This is a genomic window from Trinickia camelliae, assembly GCF_053525655.1.
Window position 1 is genome coordinate 750,470 of sequence record NZ_JBCHAA010000001.1, and the last position, 18,601, is coordinate 769,070.

An 18,601-nucleotide genomic window follows, 5' to 3' on the forward strand; every position below is an offset into this window, starting at 1 on the left:
GATTAGGCAGCGGATTGAGCACGATTCAAACGGAACGGGTCTTGCATGCATTCCCAGGCGTCCCGGGCGCGCGTCAGCTGCGCGCCGCATGCCGCCTGAAGGCGTGCCGTGGCGGGAGCATTCCATCCAAATGGAGTTTGCGATGCTGGTTCCTCAGTCGGAGCATTACAAAGGCTATGCGATCGCGGTCCAAGCCCTGCGCCGCGCGAAGGAAAACGACGAAGCGCCCGATGGGCCGCGGCACTTCGATATCGTCGTCACCATTTCGCGGCAGTTGAGCGGCGAGCACGGGAAGTCCGAAATGTTCGGCGTGCCCGAGCATGATCCCTTCGATAGTCAAATCGAAGCGCACAAGACCGGCGTGCAGTTCGCGCGCGACATCATCGACGGCAAGGTGGAAGGGCACTCGGTCGAGGGGCTGTAGCCGCGCGGTCTGCCGCGCCAGCGCTCGTTTTCTCGCTTTTTGTAGCAGAAACCCCAATCTTCGCGCTCTTTCCTTGCGCGCTTCGCAATAACGGTACAGCATAGGCGGTCCCGAGCACATCAATAAACGGCTCGTCCCGAGCCCATAAACCAAGGAGATTTGCATGGATCACCGCATTCGTCGCCGCGTGCTGAGCGCGGCCGTCTTGCTTGCCGCCAGCGCGGCGATGCCGTTTTCCGCTATCGCTCAGACGCCGAAGAAGCCGAAGGTCGCGCTGGTGATGAAGTCGCTCGCCAACGAGTTCTTCCTGACCATGGAAACCGGCGCGAAGGATTATCAGAAGCACAACGCCAGCCAGTTCGACCTGATCACGAACGGCATCAAGAACGAAACCGATACGACCGCGCAGATCAACATCGTCGAGCAGATGATCGATTCGAAGGTCGATGCCATCGTGCTCGCGCCCGCCGATTCGAAAGCGCTCGTGCCGGTCGTGAAGAAGGCGGTCGACGCCGGGATCATCGTGGTCAACATCGACAACCGGCTCGATCCCGACGTGCTCAAGTCGAAGGACCTGAACGTGCCGTTCGTCGGCCCGGATAACCGCAAGGGCGCGGAGAAGGTTGGCGACTATCTCGCGAAGAAGCTGAAGGCGGGTGATGAAGTCGGCATTGTCGAAGGCGTGTCGACGACCACCAACGCACAGCAGCGCACCGCGGGCTTCAAGGACGCGATGCAGAAGGTCGGCGCCAAGATCGATTCGGTGCAGTCCGGCGAGTGGGAGATCGACAAGGGCAATGCGGTGGCCTCCGCGATGCTCAACGAGTATCCGAACCTGAAGGCGCTCCTGTGCGGCAACGACAACATGGCGATCGGCGCCGTGTCGGCCGTGCGCGCGGCGGGCAAGCAGGGCAAGGTGTACGTGGTGGGCTATGACGACATCGACGCGATCAAGCCGATGCTCAAGGACGGCCGCGTGCTGGCCACCGCGAATCAGTACGCCGCGAAGCAGGCCGTGTTCGGCATCGATACCGCGTTGAAGGCGATCGCGGGACACAAGAAGCAATCGGAGCTGTCGGGCGTCGTCGAGACGCCGGTCGATCTCGTCACCAAGTAACGTCGGCGGGCGGTGGGCGCTTCCAAGGAGCGTCCTGCCGGCTTGACGGACGAGGCTGGCCCAAACCAGGTCAGCCTGTCTTGGCGGGTTTGGCAACCAGCCGGCGCGAACGAGTGCGATGCGTCTGGCGCCCACCCGCCAATTCCACAAAAACTCAAGAAAGACGCGGCATTGCCGTTATCTTCAAGATAGCCCTCATGGCGACCGCCGATTCGTGATGGATTCGACCCACGACGAAATGACCGCAGTGCTGTCCGTGACCGGCATCGGCAAGACCTATGCCGAGCCGGTGCTGGCCGATGTCGCGCTCGAACTGTTCGCGGGCGAGGTGCTGGCGTTGACGGGCGAGAACGGCGCGGGCAAGAGCACGCTGTCGAAGATCATCGGCGGGCTTACCGAACCGACCACCGGAGCGATGCGGCTCGCGGGCGAACCCTATGCCCCGGCGAGCCGTACAGCGGCAGAGACGCTCGGCGTGCGCATGGTCATGCAGGAGCTCAATCTGCTGCCGACACTCTCGGTGGCCGAGAACCTGTTTTTGAACCACCTGCCGCGAGTGGGCCCGAAAGCGCTAGGCTGGATCGACCGGCGGCGGCTGCGCGAAGATGCGCGCGTCGCGATGGCGCAGGTCGGGCTCGACGCGATCGATCCCGATACGCTCGTTGGCGAACTCGGCATCGGTCATCAGCAGATGGTCGAGATCGCGCGCAACCTGATCGGCGACTGCCGCGTTCTGATCCTCGACGAGCCCACCGCGATGCTGACCGCGCGCGAAGTCGACTTGCTGTTCGAGCAGGTCGAGCGGCTCAAGGATCGCGGCGTGGCGCTCGTCTACATCTCGCATCGGCTGGAGGAACTGGCGCGTATCGCTGAGCGCGTCGCCGTGCTGCGCGACGGCCGCCTGGTCTACACGGACCGTATGGCGAACGTGACGAGCGAGCGCATCGTCACGTTGATGGTCGGGCGTGAGATCGGCGAGCGGATCGATCTCGGCGAGCGCAGGATCGGCGCGCCGCTCTTGAAAGTCGACAAGCTCGGCCGCGGCCAGGTGGTGCGCGACGTCTCGTTCGAGGTGCGCGAGGGCGAAATTTTCGGCGTGAGCGGGCTGATCGGCGCGGGGCGCACGGAGCTGATGCGCCTGATTTACGGCGCCGATCTCGCGGATCGCGGGACGGTGTCGGTCGGTCGGCCGCTCGCACCGGTGCGTATCGCGTCGCCATCCGATGCGGTGAAGCATGGCATCGCGCTCATCACCGAGGATCGCAAGGGCGAGGGATTGCTGCTGCCGCAGCCGATCGCCGCGAACGTCTCGCTCGGCAATCTGCGCGGCGTCGCCAAGCGCGGCGTCGTCGATGCGCGCCGGGAAACGGCGCTCGCGCAAACCCAGATCGATACGCTGCGCGTGCGCGCGGCGGGGCCGGCGCAACCGGTCGGCGAGCTGTCGGGCGGCAACCAGCAGAAGGTCGTGATCGGCCGCTGGCTCGCGCGCGCGACCACGGTGCTGCTATTCGACGAGCCGACGCGCGGCATCGACGTCGGCGCGAAGTTCGACATCTACGGCCTCATGGGCACGCTTGCGCGCGAAGGCCGCGCGCTGGTCGTCGTGTCGAGCGATTTGCGCGAGCTGATGCTGATCTGCGACCGGATCGGCGTGATGTCGGCAGGCAAGATGACGGGCATTTTCACGCGGGACAACTGGACGCAAGACGCGCTGCTGGCCGCCGCATTCGCGGGCTACAGCGGACGCGACGCGCTGCTGCACCCGCACGACGAAACGCATCAGGCAGGGAGTCTGTCATGACTGACCAACCGGCGCCGAAGAGCGGCGCGAACGGTGGGGCAAGCGGAGCAGCAAGGGAGCCAAACGCAGCCGCCGAAAGCGGAGGCGCCGAGCGCACCGCGCCGGCCGGCACGCGGCTGGGGTTCTCGAACTATCTCGGGCTCGCGGGCGCGCTCGCGGCGATGGTCGCGCTGTTCTCCGTGCTGAGCTCGCACTTTCTGACCTACGACACGTTCAGCACGATCGCCAACCAGATTCCCGACCTCGTCGTGATGGCGGTCGGCATGACCTTCGTGCTGATCATCGCGGGGATCGACTTGTCGGTGGGCTCGGTGCTCGCGCTCGGCGCGTCGGTCGTGAGCGTGGCCGCGCTGAAATGGGGCTGGGGGCCGTTTCCGTCGGCCTTGCTCGGCGTCGCGGCCGCCGCGCTGACCGGCACGGTGACGGGCGCGGTGACGGTTGGCTGGCGGATTCCGTCGTTCATCGTGTCGCTCGGCGTGCTCGAGGCCGCGCGCGGGCTCGCCTACCAGATGACCAACTCGCGCACGGCCTATATCGGCGACGCGTTCGACTTCCTCTCGAACCCGATCGCGCTCGGCATCTCGCCGGCATTCCTGATCGCGGTGGCCGTGATGATCGTGGCGCAGCTCGTGTTGACGCGCACGGTGTTCGGCCGGTATCTGGTCGGCATCGGCACCAACGAGGAAGCGGTGCGCCTGGCCGGCGTCAATCCGCGTCCGTACAAGGTCGTCGTGTTCGCGCTGATGGGCGCGCTGTCGGGCTTGGCCGCCTTGTTCCAGATCTCGCGGCTCGAAGCCGCCGACCCGAACGCCGGCGTCGGCTCCGAGCTGCAGGTGATCGCGGCGGTGGTGATCGGCGGCACGAGCCTGATGGGCGGGCGCGGCTCGGTCATCAGCACGTTCTTTGGCGTGCTGATCATCTCGGTGCTGGCCGCGGGGCTCGCGCAGATCGGCGCGAACGAGCCGACCAAACGGATCATCACGGGCGCGGTGATCGTGGTGGCGGTCGTGCTCGACACGTACCGAAGCCGGCGCAAGCGCACGTGACAGGGTAAACATTGCAAAGAATCGACATAAGGCATCATCAGGTGGTTCAGTCATTCGAATAATCTGCCGATATAGCGGAATGGATTTACGGGGCATTCCGCCGCGCGGCCGCCAAACAATCAGTAACAAGGCCGCGCAACGGCGCAAGCAGAGCGTAATGAGGCAGGTGTAGAAGGTAGCGGTTGGCCAGAAGCGTTAAGGGCCCGCCTGCCGGAAAGAAAAACAAGCGAGAGAGAAACGGGTTATGGCGACGATCAAGGATGTGGCGGCCGTGGCTGGCGTATCGTTCACCACGGTGTCGCATGTGGTGAACAACTCGCGGCCGGTGTCGGCCGACGTGCGCGCGAAAGTCGAGCGGGCGATCAGCCAGCTCAACTACGTGCCGTCGGCGGTCGCGCGATCGCTGAAGGGGCGCGCGACGGCCACCATCGGCCTCGTCGTGCCGAACAGCACGAATCCTTACTTCGCCGAGCTGGCGCGGGGCATCGAGGATGGTTGCGCGCGCAAGGGTTACTGCGTGTTCTTCTGCAATTCCGACGACGACCCCGCCAAGCAGCGCAACTACCTGCGCGTGCTGCAGGAAAAGCGCATCGACGGGCTGATCATCGCGTCCGCCGGCGACGACGCCGTGCTCGCCGAGAGCCTGGCCGACGCGCGCGAGCCGCTCGTGATCGTCGATCGCAACATCGAAGGGCTCGCGGCCGATCTCGTGCAGATCGACCATGAAAAGGGCGCCTATCTCGCCACCAAGCATCTGCTGGAACTGGGCCACGCCAAAATCGGCTGTATCACGGGACCGGTTTCAACTGCCGTGAGCGCGATGCGCGTGCACGGCTTCATCCGCGCGATGGCCGAGCGCGGCATCGAGATCGCGCCGGGCGCGATCGTCGAAAGCGATTTCTCCGGGGCGGGCGGCCATCTGGCGGCGGGCCAACTGTTCGATACCGTGCGCCCGACCGCGATCTTCGCGTGCAACGACATGATGGGCATAGGCGCGCTGCGCGCGGCCGCCGAACGCGGCATCCTCGTGCCGCATGACTGCTCGATCATCGGCTTCGACGACATCGAATTCAGCGCGTACACCTATCCGGCGCTGTCGACGGTCGGGCAGTCCGTGCGCGCGCTCGGTGAGACGGCCGCGCTGACGCTGATCGAGCGCATCACGAGCGACGCCGGCGGGCCGACTCGCCGCCGCGTGGTCTCGCCGCGTCTCGTGCTGCGCGAATCGACCGCCGCCTATGTGGAGCCGGGGCGCATCGAGCTTTACGCTTAGCCAGGCGCGCCTGGCGGGTGATTCGCAAAACCAGGCTCGTAACTACTGCAAGCTTGCAGCGCACCCAATCTTCATACGGTAAAAAGTGCTTCAAGTCCTCTGCGTTCGCGCCGTAAACGTGGCTAGAGCGCGGCGTCTAATCGCGCCTATTCGCGAGGCGTCTTGGGTGCGCCCGCGCGACTCTGGTTCCCCATCGATGCGTTAGAGGACTTGGCAACACCATGAAGAGCATTTCGATCAAAGCACGCATCGGTTTGACGATGGCGTTCCTCTCCGCGCTGCTGTTGGCGCTCGGCGTATTGGGGCTGTCCGGCCTGGGCCGCTCGAACGACGCCTACCGCGAGACCTACACGAACGAGATGCCGAGCGCCGTCAACATCGGCAACGCGGAAGTCTATGCGGCGCGCGAGCGCCTGGCGCTCGACCGCGCGGCCTTCCAGGCCGGCACACCGGACGCGGCCGCCACCCTCGAGCGCGCGAAGCTCATGCGCACGAATTCGGACATGTGGTGGAAGAAATACCTCGATCTGCCGCGCGGCGCCGACGAGGACAAACTTGCCCAGGACGTATCGGCCAAGCGCGACGCCCTGCATCAGCTGCTCGACGCCGAAGTACCGATCATCCAGGCGAACGACCACGACAAGATTCTCGACATCGCGAACCGCCTCCAGGTGGCTTATAACGACCTCGCGAATGCCGACGATGCGCTGCGTCAGTTGCAGTTCACGCAAGCCGACCAGGGCTTCCGTGATGCGCAATCGGCGTTCGGGACGTTTCGCCTCGTGACCATCGCCTTCTTGATCGCCGGGCTCGGCGCAGCGCTGCTGTCGTATACGACGCTGCGCGGCGCGATCGCGCGCCCGCTCGACGAAGCGCTCGGCCACTTCGATGCGATCGCCGCGGGCGACCTGCGACGCCAGATCGTCGCGCGCTCGCACGACGAAATGGGGCTCTTGATCGAAGGGCTCGGCAAGATGCAAAAGAGCCTGACCGATACGGTGCGCTCGGTGCGCGCGGGCAGCGAATCGATCGCTTCGGCGACCAAGCAGATCGCGGCGGGCAACGTCGATCTGTCGTCGCGCACTGAAGAGCAGGCGTCCGCGCTGCAGGAAACCGCGTCCAGCATGGACCAGCTGACCGGCACGGTGCGCCAGAACGCCGAAAACGCGCGGCAGGCGAGCGCGCTGGCGGCGAACGCGTCGGAGATCGCCAACAAGGGTAACGCGGTGGTCGGGCAGGTCGTCGGCACGATGGGCGACATCAACCAAAGCTCGGCCAAGATCGCCGACATCATCGCGATCATCGAAGGCATCGCGTTCCAGACCAATATCCTTGCGCTGAACGCGGCGGTCGAGGCTGCGCGGGCAGGCGAGGACGGACGCGGCTTCGCGGTCGTCGCGGGTGAAGTGCGCAGCTTGGCGCAGCGTTCGTCGGCGGCGGCCAAGGAAATCAAGGAGCTGATCGATACGTCGGTCGAGCGTGTGCGCTCGGGCTCGGCGCTCGTCGACGAGGCGGGCCGCACGATGGAGGAGATCATCGGCGCGGTGCAGCGCGTGACCGACATCATGGGTGAGATCGCCGCCGCCTCCGAGGAGCAGAGCACGGGTATCGATCAAGTGGCGCGCGCGGTCACGCAAATGGACCAAGTCACGCAGCAGAACGCGGCGCTGGTCGAGGAAGCCGCGGCGGCGGCGCACTCGCTCGAAGACCAGGCGAGCAAGCTGCGCGCGACGGTGGCCGTGTTCCGGCTCGACGATGGTTATGCAGCGCCCGCTGCGGCTTCGATGGCACCGGCTCGCGCCGTGTCGCGCGCGAAGCCGGCCGCACTCGCCAAGCGTCCGACTGCGGCGGTACCGGTGCGTGCGGTAGCTGCCGCGCCGAAGGCCGAGCCGGCTCCCATGCTCGCTTCATCGCCTGTAAAAAGCACTGCGCGCGCCGCCCACAAGCCGGCTGCGCCAGCACCTCAGCCCGCTCGGGCCGCAGCAGCCGCAGCCGACGGTTCCAACGACGACTGGGAAACCTTCTAAGCGCCCCGGGCGGCAAACCGGGACGCAGGGGACGTAGCCGCCATACGTCCCCGTTAGAATGCGCGCAGCGCCATCGTGCCGCTGCGCCAACCGACTTGCCCGGGGATGCCTGCCTATGCTGCTGCGCACCGAAGCCCGCCGTACTTCCTCCCGCGTTGCCCGGATCGCCGGTATCGGCGTCGCGGCGATTCTTCTGATCCTTATCGTCTGCGCAGCCGGAATCTGGCTGTTCCTGCGCGCAAGCCTTCCCCAGCTCGACGGCACCCGCGCCGAAGCGGGCCTTTCCGAGCCCGTCACGATCTCGCGCGACTCGCAGGGCGCCGTGACGATACGCGGCGCCACCCGTGCCGACGTCGCGTTCGCCACCGCTTTCGCGCAGGCGCAGGACCGCTTCTTCCAGATGGATCTGCTACGCCGCGTCGCGGCCGGAGAGCTCGCCGCGCTGATCGGCGGCGACGCGCTCGCGATCGACGAGCAGAACCGGCTGAATCGCTTTCGCGCCCGAGCCGAGGCAGCGGTCGCGGCGCTGCCGGCCGACGAGCGTGCTGTACTCGGACGCTACACGGATGGCGTCAATGCCGGCCTCGCTTCGCTCTCCGCGCGCCCGTTCGAATACGCGGTGCTGCGCGCGGCGCCGCAGCCGTGGCAGCCCGCCGATACGCTGCTGGTCGTCTACGCGATGTACCTCGACCTCCAGGCGGGCGAAGTGCCGCACATCCTCGCGCGCGCGGCGCTCCGCGATGCGGTGCCGCCTGACCTGTTCGCGTTCCTGACGCCTAGCGGCAGCCGCTGGGACGCACCGCTCGACGGCCGGCCGACCGTCGCGGGACCGCCCGTCATTCCCGCGACCCGGCCCGATTGGCTCGACGACAAGCTGCCAGCGGATATAACCGCACACGCCGAGACGTTCATTCCGCCCGCGGCGGCCATCGGCAGCAACAACTGGGCCGTCGACGCCGCGCATGGCGTGGGAGGGCGAGCGTTTGTCGCGAATGACATGCATCTCGGCCTGCGCCTGCCGAACATCTGGTACCGGCTGACGCTGTATTTTCCCGACGATACGGGCCACACACGGCGCCTATCGGGCGTGAACCTTCCGGGCACGCCGCTCGTCGTGGCGGGCAGCAATGGCGACGTGGCGTGGGGCTTCACGAACAGCTACGGACATTTCATCGACTTGGTGGAACTCGAACGCGATCCGGCCGATCCATCCCGCTATCGCGGGCCGGGCGGCGCATGGGAACGCGCGGACGAGCATGTGGAAACGATTGCCGTCAAAGGCGCGCCCTCCGTGCAATTCCCGGTGCGCGAGACGCGCTGGGGGCCGATGCTGGAGGTCAGCGCGGACAAAGGGAGCCACGCAGCGCGTACCTACGCCGTGCGCTGGGCCGCGTATCTACCTGGTGCGGTCAACGTGAATCTGATCCGCATGGAAGAGGCTCACGACGTCACGCAAGCCTTGGCAGCCGGACAGGGCAGCGGCATCCCAACGCAGAATCTCGCCGTCGCCGATCGCGGCGGCCATATCGCGTGGACGCTCGCAGGACCTTTGCCCGACGCGATGCTCGACTCGCAAGGCTTACCGGTTCCGGCCAGCGCGACAACGGCCGCATCGAAGTTCGAGCGCTTGCCCGCCGCGAACTATCCGCGCGTGATCGATCCATCGCAAGGCCGCTTGTGGACCGCGAACAATACCGAGCTCGGCAACGCGCAAGAGCAGCGCAAGATCGGCGACAGCGGCGCCGACATGGGGGCGCGCGCCGCGCAGATCCGCGACGACCTGTTCGCCCGAGAGCGTTTTGACGCACGCGATCTGCTCGCGATCCAGCTCGACGATCGTGCGCTATGGGTGCGTTATTGGCGCGAACTCGCGCTCGATACGCTCGATGAAGACGCGTTGACCGATCATCCGCAGCGTGCGGCGTTCAAGCGCATCGTGAGCGCTTGGAACGGTCGCGCCGATAGCGACGCGGCCGGCTACACGCTCGTGCGCGATTTCTATCAATCGTTCTACGAGGCATGGTTCGGCCCGCTCGATGCGCGCATGCGGCAACGCTGGCCGCAATCGTCATCGTCGAAAGGCGCCATGCCGTGGCTTTCCGCGCCGACTGCCGGCCGTGCATCGTCGCGCTTGGAGCCTCTCATGGAAGCGCTTGCACAACAGCATGCATGGGTGCCGTCTCGCGATGCGAATTGGCGCGCATTCGTTCTCGATCGCATCGACGCGACGATCGCCCGCAATTTGCAGCATCACGCCGCGCTCGACGACGCGCGCTGGGGCGAGCGCAATCGCCTCGCGCTTTACCACCCGTTCGCGCGGCTGTTGCCCGCGATGTTGCGCGGATGGCTCGGCGCGCCGTCCGACCCGATGCCCGGCGATATCGACATGCCGCGCATCCAACACCCGTCATTCGGCGCATCCGAGCGCTTCGCGGTGTCTCCGGGTCACGAGGAAGACGGCATTCTCGAGATGCCGGGCGGCGCATCGGGACATCCGCTCTCGCCATATTTCCTGGCCGGCCACAGCGCATGGGAGCGCGGCGAGCCGAGCGCGTTCTTGCCGGGATCCGATGTTCATCGGCTTACGCTCACGCCCCTTCGATGATCGTGCAATCGAGTTGAAGGTTTCTTCGAGCTCGATTCGGCATGGTGAAAGCAGACCGCGAAAAACAGGTGTCGATCGATGCAGCAGCGCCGGAACACGACGCTCGCGCATGCACCATTTCAGCATCGCGGCGGCACGCACAAAAAAACTGTAACCAATCGACAAACGTGTAATCGGAAACGGGGCGTCGCGCGTATAAGGAAGAACAGCGAGGTAGGGAAGCGGTCGGCGAGGAGACCCATCGCAAGTCCGACAAAAACGCGCGCGGCCTACACGGCTAAGACGTGCGTAAGCCGTGGATAAGTGCCGTAAAGCACACATCGGCAACGTGGAAATTATGTGGGATGGCAGACGTGCGGCAAGGCGAGAGGTGTGGCGAAAGTACGTTGGCGTACAGGCGAATTTCTTGCACTGCGTCACCGTCCCAAGCACACAAAGTTTTGTCTCAAGTAAGAGCAGGAACGCAGTGGCAGTGAAGATTCGGGAACAAGATTGTAGGTGACCGAATCTGCGTTTCCAAGTTGGGAATGACGCCAAGCGCTTTTCACAATGTTGTTCGTGAAAAAAAATTTAAAAGGGATTAGGATGATTTCGAGCGATGTCGTTTCCGATTTTGCGCGCCGCGCGCGGCATCGATCGCAGACTTCGGCGAGGAGGTAGCATGGATATCTACAGCAGCTTCGCGAACCGCTTCGAGAAAACTCGGGAAGAAGAGTTCTCTCTCGAAGAGTATCTCGCGCTCTGCAAAGACAATCCCGCCGCGTACGCTACAGCTGGCGAACGCATGCTGACGGCAATCGGCGAACCCGAACAGATCGACACTCGCAACGACCCTCGCTTGTCGAGGATCTTCGCGAACAAAGTGATCAAGGTCTATCCCGCGTTCCGTGAGTTCTACGGTATGGAAGAGGTGATCGAGCAGGTCGTCGCCTACTTCCGGCATGCGGCTCAAGGGCTTGAAGAAAAGAAGCAGATCCTTTATCTGCTGGGACCTGTCGGGGGTGGGAAGTCATCAATTGCGGAGCGTCTCAAGCAGTTGATGGAGCGCGTACCGTTCTACTCGATCAAGGGCTCGCCCGTGAACGAGTCGCCGTTAGGGCTCTTCGACTATGACGAAGACGGCCCGATCCTGGAAGAGCAATACGGTATACCGCGCCGCTACTTGAAGAGCATTCTGAGCCCGTGGGCCGTAAAGCGGCTTCACGAATACAACGGCGACATCCGCAAATTCCGCGTCGTGCGCCGCTATCCGCAGATTCTTCGGCAGATCGGTATCGCGAAGACCGAACCGGGTGACGAGAACAATCAGGACATCTCTTCGCTCGTCGGCAAGGTCGATATCCGCAAGCTCGAGCAGTACGCCCAGGACGACGCCGATGCGTACAGCTACTCCGGCGGCCTGTGCCTCGCGAACCAGGGCTTGCTCGAGTTCGTCGAAATGTTCAAGGCGCCGATCAAGGTGTTGCACCCGCTCTTGACGGCAACCCAGGAAGGCAACTTCAAGGGCACGGAAGGCTTCGGTGCGATCCCGTTCGACGGCATCATCCTCGCGCACTCGAACGAGTCCGAGTGGAAGGCGTTCAGAAACAACCGCAACAACGAAGCACTGCTCGACCGGATCTTCGTCGTGAAGGTGCCGTACTGCCTGCGCTCGTCGGAAGAGATCAAGATCTACGAGAAGCTCATTCGCAACTCCTCGCTCGGCCAATCGGTCTGCGCGCCGGGCACGCTGAAGATGATGGCGCAGTTCTCGGTGCTCACGCGCTTGCAGGAACCGGAGAACTCGAGCCTCTTCTCGAAGATGCAGGTGTATGACGGCGAAAATCTCAAGGACACCGATCCGAAGGCGAAGTCGTATCAGGAGTACCGCGATTTCGCGGGCGTCGACGAAGGCATGACGGGCGTGTCCACACGCTTTGCGTTCAAGATCATGTCGCGCGTGTTCAACTTCGATTCGACCGAAGTCGCGGCCAACCCGGTGCACCTGATGTACGTGCTCGAGCAGCAGATCGAACGCGAGCAGTTCCCGCCGGAAACCGAGCAGAAGTACCTGTCTTTCGTGAAGGACGTGCTCGCCTCGCGCTATGCGGAGTTCATCGGCAAGGAGATTCAGACCGCGTATCTGGAGTCGTATTCCGAGTATGGGCAGAACATCTTCGATCGCTATGTGACGTATGCGGACTTCTGGATTCAGGATCAGGAGTTCCGCGATCACGACACGGGCGAGAGCTTCGATCGCGCCGCTTTGAACGCAGAGCTCGAAAAGATCGAGAAACCTGCCGGCATCAGCAACCCGAAGGATTTCCGCAACGAGATCGTCAATTTCGTGTTGCGGGCGCGGGCGGCCAATGGCGGCAAGAATCCGGCCTGGATCAGCTACGAGAAACTGCGTGTCGTGATCGAAAAGAAGATGTTCTCGAACACGGAGGAACTGTTGCCTGTCATTTCGTTCAATGCGAAAGGATCGGCGGAGGAACAGCGCAAGCACGAAGACTTCGTCAACCGGATGGTCACCAAGGGCTATACGCCGAAGCAGGTCCGGCTCTTGTGCGACTGGTATCTGCGCGTTCGGAAATCGTCATGAGCCGAAGCGTGCATGGCTCGCGCGGGGCGTCCGCGCGAGCCCCTTGCGAGGCGTGAGCCGCGCGGGCCTAAAACCTGGTCCCGCGCAGTCACCCGCGCCTCGTGCTCGAGAACTCCAAGCGGGAGACCGGCTGTGCTTCACCAAATCATCGACCGCAGGCTGGCAGGCAAGAACAAGAGCATTGCAAACCGCGAGCGTTTCTTGCGCCGCGTGAAAAACTATATTCGCCGCGCCGTTTCCGAGGCCGTGCGCGACCGCAGCATCAAAGACATCCAGAACACCCAGAGCATCACGATTCCACGCAAGGACATCGCGGAGCCGTCGTTCAGGCATGGCCCCGGCGGCAAACGCGAAATGGTGCACCCGGGCAACTCGGATTACATCCGCGGCGACAAGATCCCGCGCCCGCAAGGCGGCAGCGGTGGCGGCGGCAGTCAGGCGAGCAACGAAGGCGAAGGGCAGGACGACTTCGTGTTCGAGCTCTCGCGCGACGAGTTCATGCAGTACTTCTTCGACGATCTCGAACTGCCGCGCCTCGTCAAAACCCATTTGCTCGCCGTGCCGACGTGGAAGAGCATCCGTGCAGGCTGGGCGGCGGAAGGCACGCCGAACAATATCGACGTGGTGCGTTCGCTGCGTAGCGCGCTGGGCCGGCGCATCGCGCTCGGTGCGCCGCTCGTCAACAATCTTCGCGAGCTCGAGCAGCAGCTGGAAGACTTGCAGAACGACCCCGGCGATCACCGCGAAGAGATCAAGCTGCTCGAAGAAGCGATCCACCATTTGCGCGGACGCATCTGGCGCATTCCGTTCATCGATCCGTTCGACCTGCGTTACGTGAATCGCGTGAAGCAGCCGCAACCGTCGAGCCAGGCCGTGATGTTCTGCCTGATGGACGTGTCGGGTTCGATGGACGAGCAGCGCAAGGATCTCGCCAAGCGCTTCTTCATCCTGCTGTACTTATTCCTGAAACGTAACTACGAAAAGATCGAAGTGGTGTTCATCCGTCACCACACGCGCGCGGAGGAAGTCGACGAAGACACGTTCTTCCATTCGACCGAAAGCGGCGGCACGGTGGTGTCGAGCGCGCTCGAGCTGATGCGCAAGGTGCAGGAGGAGCGCTATTCGCCGACTGAATGGAATATTTACGGAGCACAGGCGTCGGACGGCGACAACTGGACGGACGATTCGCCCAAGTGCCGTAAGATCCTACAGGATGACATCCTGACAAAGACACGGTATTTTGCGTATATTCAAGTGGCGCCGGAGGAGCAGAACCTGTGGCTTGAATATGCGCAGCTTGCAGTGACTCAGCAGCACCTCGCGATGAAGAAGGTCGAGACGGCCGCTGATATTTACCCTGTGTTCAGAGAGTTGTTCGAGAAGCAGGTGGAAGCATGAGCCCCCACGCTCACTTTCGTTCGCTGTCGACCGGAGTTAGCGCTTTAGCGGTTACTCCGGTCCCATGCAAAGCTCCCCCCGTGGGGGCCGCCGCCTCCCTTGGGACGGCCCGGCGGGAGGCAGCATGAGCACCAAGCACCTGCATAACGAGGCGCGTGGCTATCAGCCGGAGCGCCGCAGAAAAGGCACGCATGCGCATCAGACGCACGCGCAGCGCGAGCCCGGCACCCGCACCGACACGCGAGGGCACACCGAAGCGCCCGAACTGGGGCAAAGGGAAGTCCGTATGAACGTTGCCGACCGACGGCCTCTGCCGTGCCCGTCCGACTGGACCTTCGAGCTCATCGAGGAATACGACACGCACATTGCCCATGTTGCGGAGCAATATGAGCTCGATGTCTATCCGATCCAGCTCGAAGTCATCAGCGCCGAACAAATGATGGATGCGTATGCGTCCGTCGGCATGCCGGTCAATTACCGGCACTGGTCGTTCGGCAAGCATTTTCTTTCCACCGAGAAGAGCTATCGGCGCGGCCAGATGGGGCTCGCGTACGAAATCGTCATCAATTCGAACCCCTGCATCGCGTATCTGATGGAAGAGAACACGATGACGATGCAGGCGCTCGTGATTGCGCACGCGGCCTACGGGCACAACTCGTTCTTCAAGGGCAACTACCTGTTCCGCCTTTGGACCGATGCGCACGCGATCATCGACTACCTCGTCTACGGCAAGAACTACATCGCCGAATGCGAGGAGCGCTATGGGCTCGATCGCGTCGAGGAGCTGCTCGATTCGTGCCACGCGCTGATGAATTACGGCGTGGACCGCTACAAGCGGCCGCAGAAGCTGTCGCTGGCCAAGGAATCGGCGATGCGCCGCGAGCGCGAGGCGTATCTCCAGTCGCAGGTCAACGAACTGTGGCGCACGCTGCCCATCAAGAAGCAGGCGGAAGCGGAAGAAGAGGAAGGGCGCTACCCGCCCGAACCGCAGGAAAACCTGCTGTATTTCGCGGAAAAGAACGCGCCGCTGCTCGAGCCGTGGGAACGCGAAGTGATTCGCATCGTCCGCAAGATCGGCCAGTACTTCTACCCGCAGCGGCAGACGCAGGTGATGAACGAGGGCTGGGCGACGTTCTGGCACTACACGTTGCTCAACACGCTCTATCAGCAAGGCTTGCTGGAAGACGGCTTCATGATGGAGTTCCTCCATTCGCACAGCAACGTCATCTATCAACCGCCCGTCACCAAGCCGTACTACAGCGGGATCAATCCGTACGCGCTCGGCTTTTCGATGATGAGCGACATTCGCCGGATCTGCGAATCGCCGACCGAAGAAGACCGCAAGTGGTTTCCGGAGATGGCCGGCACGCCTTGGCTCGAAGCGCTGCACTACGCGATGCGCAACTTCAAGGACGAGAGTTTCATCGCGCAATACTTGTCGCCGCACTTGATCCGCGATATGCGCCTCTTCTCGGTGCTCGACGACGACATGCGCGACGCGCTCGAAGTCTCCGCGATTCACGACGAGAGCGGCTATCAGTACGTGCGGCAGGCGCTGTCCCGCCAGTACGACATGCATCACCGCGAGCCGAACATTCAGGTGTGGTCGGTGAATACGCGCGGCGACCGCAGTCTCACGCTGCGGCATTTCATGAGCGACAACCGCCATCTGGCCAACGACAGCGAGGAAGTCCTCAAGCACATGGCTCGGCTGTGGCAGTTCGACGTGTATCTGGAGAGCGTCGACGAAAACGGCACGGTGAGGAAACGATACGACTGCCGCTATACGCCGCCTACGATTCGGGTCTGACGTTGCGCTAAAGCCGTTAAGTCCAACCTCCAAGTTTCAATCCAGCCAGCCTTCGGGCTGGCTTTTTTTCGTCTGCGCAATTTTCGCGAACGGGCTTGGGCCCGTGGGCTCAGGCGCCACTTGCCAACGATTTGCCTACACAAATGCTTTCGTTTGCTTAAAATCCGTAGCCTTGTGGAAATGGAAACGTAATGAATGGGCGGCACTGACAGCGCACATCCCGCGCCAAGCCCATCAGAGACCCCCAAGGAGCCCGCCGCATGACCGATGTCACCGAACAAAACGTCCTTAGCCCGAACGACACCCGCCGACGCGTCCTTGCGATCGTTGGCGCCTCCTCGGGCAATCTTGTCGAATGGTTCGACTTCTACGTGTACTCGTTTTGCGCGATCTATTTCGCGCCAGCTTTTTTCCCAAGCGGGGACCCGACCACTCAGCTGCTCAATACCGCTGGCGTGTTCGCGGCGGGCTTTCTGATGCGCCCGATCGGCGGCTGGTTCTTCGGCCGTATCGCCGACAAGCACGGCCGGCGCAACGCGATGATGATCTCCGTGCTGATGATGTGCGGCGGCTCGCTCGTGATCGCCGCGCTGCCCACCTACGCGCAGATCGGCGCGCTCGCGCCCGCGCTGCTCCTGCTCGCGCGGCTGTTCCAGGGACTGTCGGTCGGCGGCGAATACGGCACGAGCGCGACCTATATGAGCGAGGTCGCGTTGAAAGGGCGTCGCGGTTTCTTCGCGTCGTTCCAATACGTGACGCTGATCGGCGGCCAGCTCTGTGCGCTGCTGGTGCTCGTCATCCTGCAGCAGTTGCTTTCGACCGAAGATCTCAAGGCGTGGGGCTGGCGCATCCCGTTCGTCGTCGGCGCACTGGCCGCGCTCGTTTCGCTGTATCTGCGCAAGTCGCTCGATGAAACCACGAGCGCCGAAACGCGCAATCGCAAGGAGGCCGGCACGATACGCGGCCTGTTCAAGCACAAGGGCGCTTTCTTGACGGTGGTCGGCTTCACCGCCGGCGGCTCGCTGATCTTCTACACGTTCACGACCTACATGCAGAAGTACCTCGTCAACACCGCGGGCATGCATGCGAAAACCGCGAGCAATGTGATGACGTGCGCGCTCTTCGTCTACATGCTGCTGCAGCCCGTGTTCGGCGCGCTGTCGGACAAGATCGGGCGGCGCAAGTCGATGATCTGGTTCGGTACGCTTGCCACGGCCTTTACGGTGCCGCTGCTGCATGCGCTGAAGGACGTATCGAGCCCATATGCCGCATTCGGCCTCGTCGTGGCCGGGCTCGCGATCATCAGCCTCTACACGTCGATCAGCGGCTTGATCAAGGCCGAGATGTTCCCGCCGGAAGTGCGCGCGCTCGGCGTCGGGTTGTCGTATGCGGTGGCGAATGCGATCTTTGGCGGCTCGGCCGAGTATTTGGCGCTGTGGATGAAGTCGATCGGTCACGAAACGACGTTCTATTGGTACGTCACTGCGCTATGCGGGCTCTCGTGCTTCGTGTCTTGGCGCATGCGTGATCCGAGCCGCGAAGGATACCTGCGCCACGAACCTTGAGATGGCCTGCCGCCTTAGCAGAAAAGCCGCTTAATACAGCAAGATTTGTTGGTTCTGCCGTTGTCCTCGTGCTGTTAACGTGACGGGCTCGCAGTGTTTGTCACTGCGCTTTCGCACGCTACACGAGGACGACCACAATGACATTCAAAACGCTCGCGGCATGGGTTCTGGGGCTGAGCATCACAGTATCGGGCGTCGCGCACGCCGATCGCCTCGACGACATCAAGAAGGCCGGCGTACTGCGCGTCGCCACGTTCGACAGCAATCCGCCATTCGGCTTCGTCGATCCGAAGACGAATCACATCGTCGGCCTCGACGTCGACTACGCCAAGACGCTCGCCGACAAGCTCGGCGTGAAACTCGAATTGCAGCCGACGAACCCGGCCAATCGCATTCCGTTCCTCACGTCGGGCAAGGTCGATCTCGTACTCGCGAACTTCACGATCACCGACGAGCGCGCGAAGCAGGTCGACTTCAGCATTCCGTACTTCTCGTCGGGGCAACAGTTCCTGGCGAAGAAGGGCGTGCTGAAATCGCCCGATCAGTTGAACAGTTTGCGCATCGGCGCCGACAAGGGCACGACCAACGAAATCACGCTGCGCGAGAAATTCCCGCAGGCGACCATCGTCGCCTATGACGACACGCCGTTCGCCTTTGCCGCGCTGCGCACGGGCAACGTGCAGGCGATCACGCAGGACGGTCCGAAGCTGATCGGCCTGCTCGCGAACGTGCCGGACAAGCAGAACTACGAGATCCCGCCGTTCACGATCTCGAACGACTACATGGGCGTGGGCATTCCGAAGGGCGAGGCGCGCCTGACCGCGTTCGTCAACGATACGCTGAAGGGCCTCGAAGCCAACGGCACGGCGGCGCAGATCTACGACCGCTGGTTCGGACCGAAGACCCGCACGCCGCTCGCGCGCATCTTCAAGATCGGCGACAAGACCTGAC

Annotated in this window: 12 protein-coding genes; all 12 read left to right on the forward strand. The window is 63.3% G+C overall.

All coding sequences use genetic code 11. The features are described 5' to 3' along the window. Positions 1 to 142 precede the first annotated feature (142 nt). The 12 genes from AAHK20_RS03355 (at position 143) to AAHK20_RS03410 (ending at position 18,600) form a co-directional block, all read left to right on the forward strand. Positions 143 to 424: a hypothetical protein gene (locus AAHK20_RS03355; protein WP_449179993.1), complete on the forward strand. Its 282-nt coding sequence runs from the start codon at positions 143 to 145 to the stop codon at positions 422 to 424. Positions 425 to 587: 163 nt separating this feature from the next. Next, positions 588 to 1,541, forward strand: coding sequence for a sugar ABC transporter substrate-binding protein (locus tag AAHK20_RS03360; RefSeq protein WP_449179994.1), 954 nt, complete (start codon positions 588 to 590; stop codon positions 1,539 to 1,541). Between the two features lie 217 nt (positions 1,542 to 1,758). After that, positions 1,759 to 3,342 carry a sugar ABC transporter ATP-binding protein gene (locus AAHK20_RS03365; protein WP_449179995.1) on the forward strand — a complete coding sequence of 528 codons (1,584 nt, stop codon included), beginning with the start codon at positions 1,759 to 1,761 and terminating at the stop codon, positions 3,340 to 3,342. Continuing rightward, entirely contained in the window at positions 3,339 to 4,388 is a 1,050-nt protein-coding gene (locus AAHK20_RS03370) for an ABC transporter permease (RefSeq protein WP_449179996.1), read from the forward strand. Before AAHK20_RS03365 ends, AAHK20_RS03370 begins: the two co-directional genes overlap by 4 nt. 244 nt (positions 4,389 to 4,632) lie before the next feature. Next, on the forward strand, positions 4,633 to 5,661 hold the full coding sequence (locus AAHK20_RS03375; protein ID WP_449179997.1) for a LacI family DNA-binding transcriptional regulator: 1,029 nt from the start codon (positions 4,633 to 4,635) through the stop codon (positions 5,659 to 5,661). Positions 5,662 to 5,882: 221 nt separating this feature from the next. Further along, positions 5,883 to 7,688, forward strand: a complete 1,806-nt coding sequence (locus tag AAHK20_RS03380; protein ID WP_449179998.1) for a methyl-accepting chemotaxis protein — start codon at positions 5,883 to 5,885, stop codon at positions 7,686 to 7,688. 115 nt (positions 7,689 to 7,803) lie between these two features. Next, complete coding sequence (locus AAHK20_RS03385; protein ID WP_449179999.1) at positions 7,804 to 10,293, forward strand: penicillin acylase family protein; 2,490 nt, start codon at positions 7,804 to 7,806, stop codon at positions 10,291 to 10,293. A gap of 661 nt (positions 10,294 to 10,954) precedes the next feature. Further along, positions 10,955 to 12,877, forward strand: coding sequence for a PrkA family serine protein kinase (locus AAHK20_RS03390; protein WP_449180000.1), 1,923 nt, complete (start codon positions 10,955 to 10,957; stop codon positions 12,875 to 12,877). Positions 12,878 to 13,009: 132 nt separating this feature from the next. After that, complete coding sequence (locus AAHK20_RS03395) at positions 13,010 to 14,275, forward strand: YeaH/YhbH family protein (protein ID WP_449180001.1); 1,266 nt, start codon at positions 13,010 to 13,012, stop codon at positions 14,273 to 14,275. Between the two features lie 124 nt (positions 14,276 to 14,399). Beyond that, positions 14,400 to 16,085: a SpoVR family protein gene (locus AAHK20_RS03400; protein ID WP_449180002.1), complete on the forward strand. Its 1,686-nt coding sequence runs from the start codon at positions 14,400 to 14,402 to the stop codon at positions 16,083 to 16,085. 260 nt (positions 16,086 to 16,345) lie between these two features. Continuing rightward, entirely contained in the window at positions 16,346 to 17,650 is a 1,305-nt protein-coding gene (locus AAHK20_RS03405; protein WP_449180003.1) for an MFS family transporter, read from the forward strand. Positions 17,651 to 17,787: 137 nt separating this feature from the next. Next, the gene (locus AAHK20_RS03410; RefSeq protein ID WP_449180004.1) at positions 17,788 to 18,600 is read left to right on the forward strand and encodes an ABC transporter substrate-binding protein; all 813 of its coding nucleotides are present in this window, start codon (positions 17,788 to 17,790) and stop codon (positions 18,598 to 18,600) included. The last annotated feature ends 1 nt before the right edge of the window (position 18,601 follow it).

What these genes read in the sequence shown, in the direction of transcription:
- AAHK20_RS03355 (WP_449179993.1), top strand. Translation starts at nt 143, where the DNA reads ATGCTGGTTCCTCAGTCGGAGCATTACAAAGGCTATGCGATCGCGGTC.
- AAHK20_RS03380 (WP_449179998.1), top strand. Translation starts at nt 5,883, where the DNA reads ATGAAGAGCATTTCGATCAAAGCACGCATCGGTTTGACGATGGCGTTC.
- AAHK20_RS03405 (WP_449180003.1), top strand. Translation starts at nt 16,346, where the DNA reads ATGACCGATGTCACCGAACAAAACGTCCTTAGCCCGAACGACACCCGC.
- AAHK20_RS03385 (WP_449179999.1), top strand. Translation starts at nt 7,804, where the DNA reads ATGCTGCTGCGCACCGAAGCCCGCCGTACTTCCTCCCGCGTTGCCCGG.
- AAHK20_RS03375 (WP_449179997.1), top strand. Translation starts at nt 4,633, where the DNA reads ATGGCGACGATCAAGGATGTGGCGGCCGTGGCTGGCGTATCGTTCACC.
- AAHK20_RS03370 (WP_449179996.1), top strand. Translation starts at nt 3,339, where the DNA reads ATGACTGACCAACCGGCGCCGAAGAGCGGCGCGAACGGTGGGGCAAGC.
- AAHK20_RS03365 (WP_449179995.1), top strand. Translation starts at nt 1,759, where the DNA reads ATGGATTCGACCCACGACGAAATGACCGCAGTGCTGTCCGTGACCGGC.
- AAHK20_RS03390 (WP_449180000.1), top strand. Translation starts at nt 10,955, where the DNA reads ATGGATATCTACAGCAGCTTCGCGAACCGCTTCGAGAAAACTCGGGAA.
- AAHK20_RS03360 (WP_449179994.1), top strand. Translation starts at nt 588, where the DNA reads ATGGATCACCGCATTCGTCGCCGCGTGCTGAGCGCGGCCGTCTTGCTT.
- AAHK20_RS03400 (WP_449180002.1), top strand. Translation starts at nt 14,400, where the DNA reads ATGAGCACCAAGCACCTGCATAACGAGGCGCGTGGCTATCAGCCGGAG.
- AAHK20_RS03410 (WP_449180004.1), top strand. Translation starts at nt 17,788, where the DNA reads ATGACATTCAAAACGCTCGCGGCATGGGTTCTGGGGCTGAGCATCACA.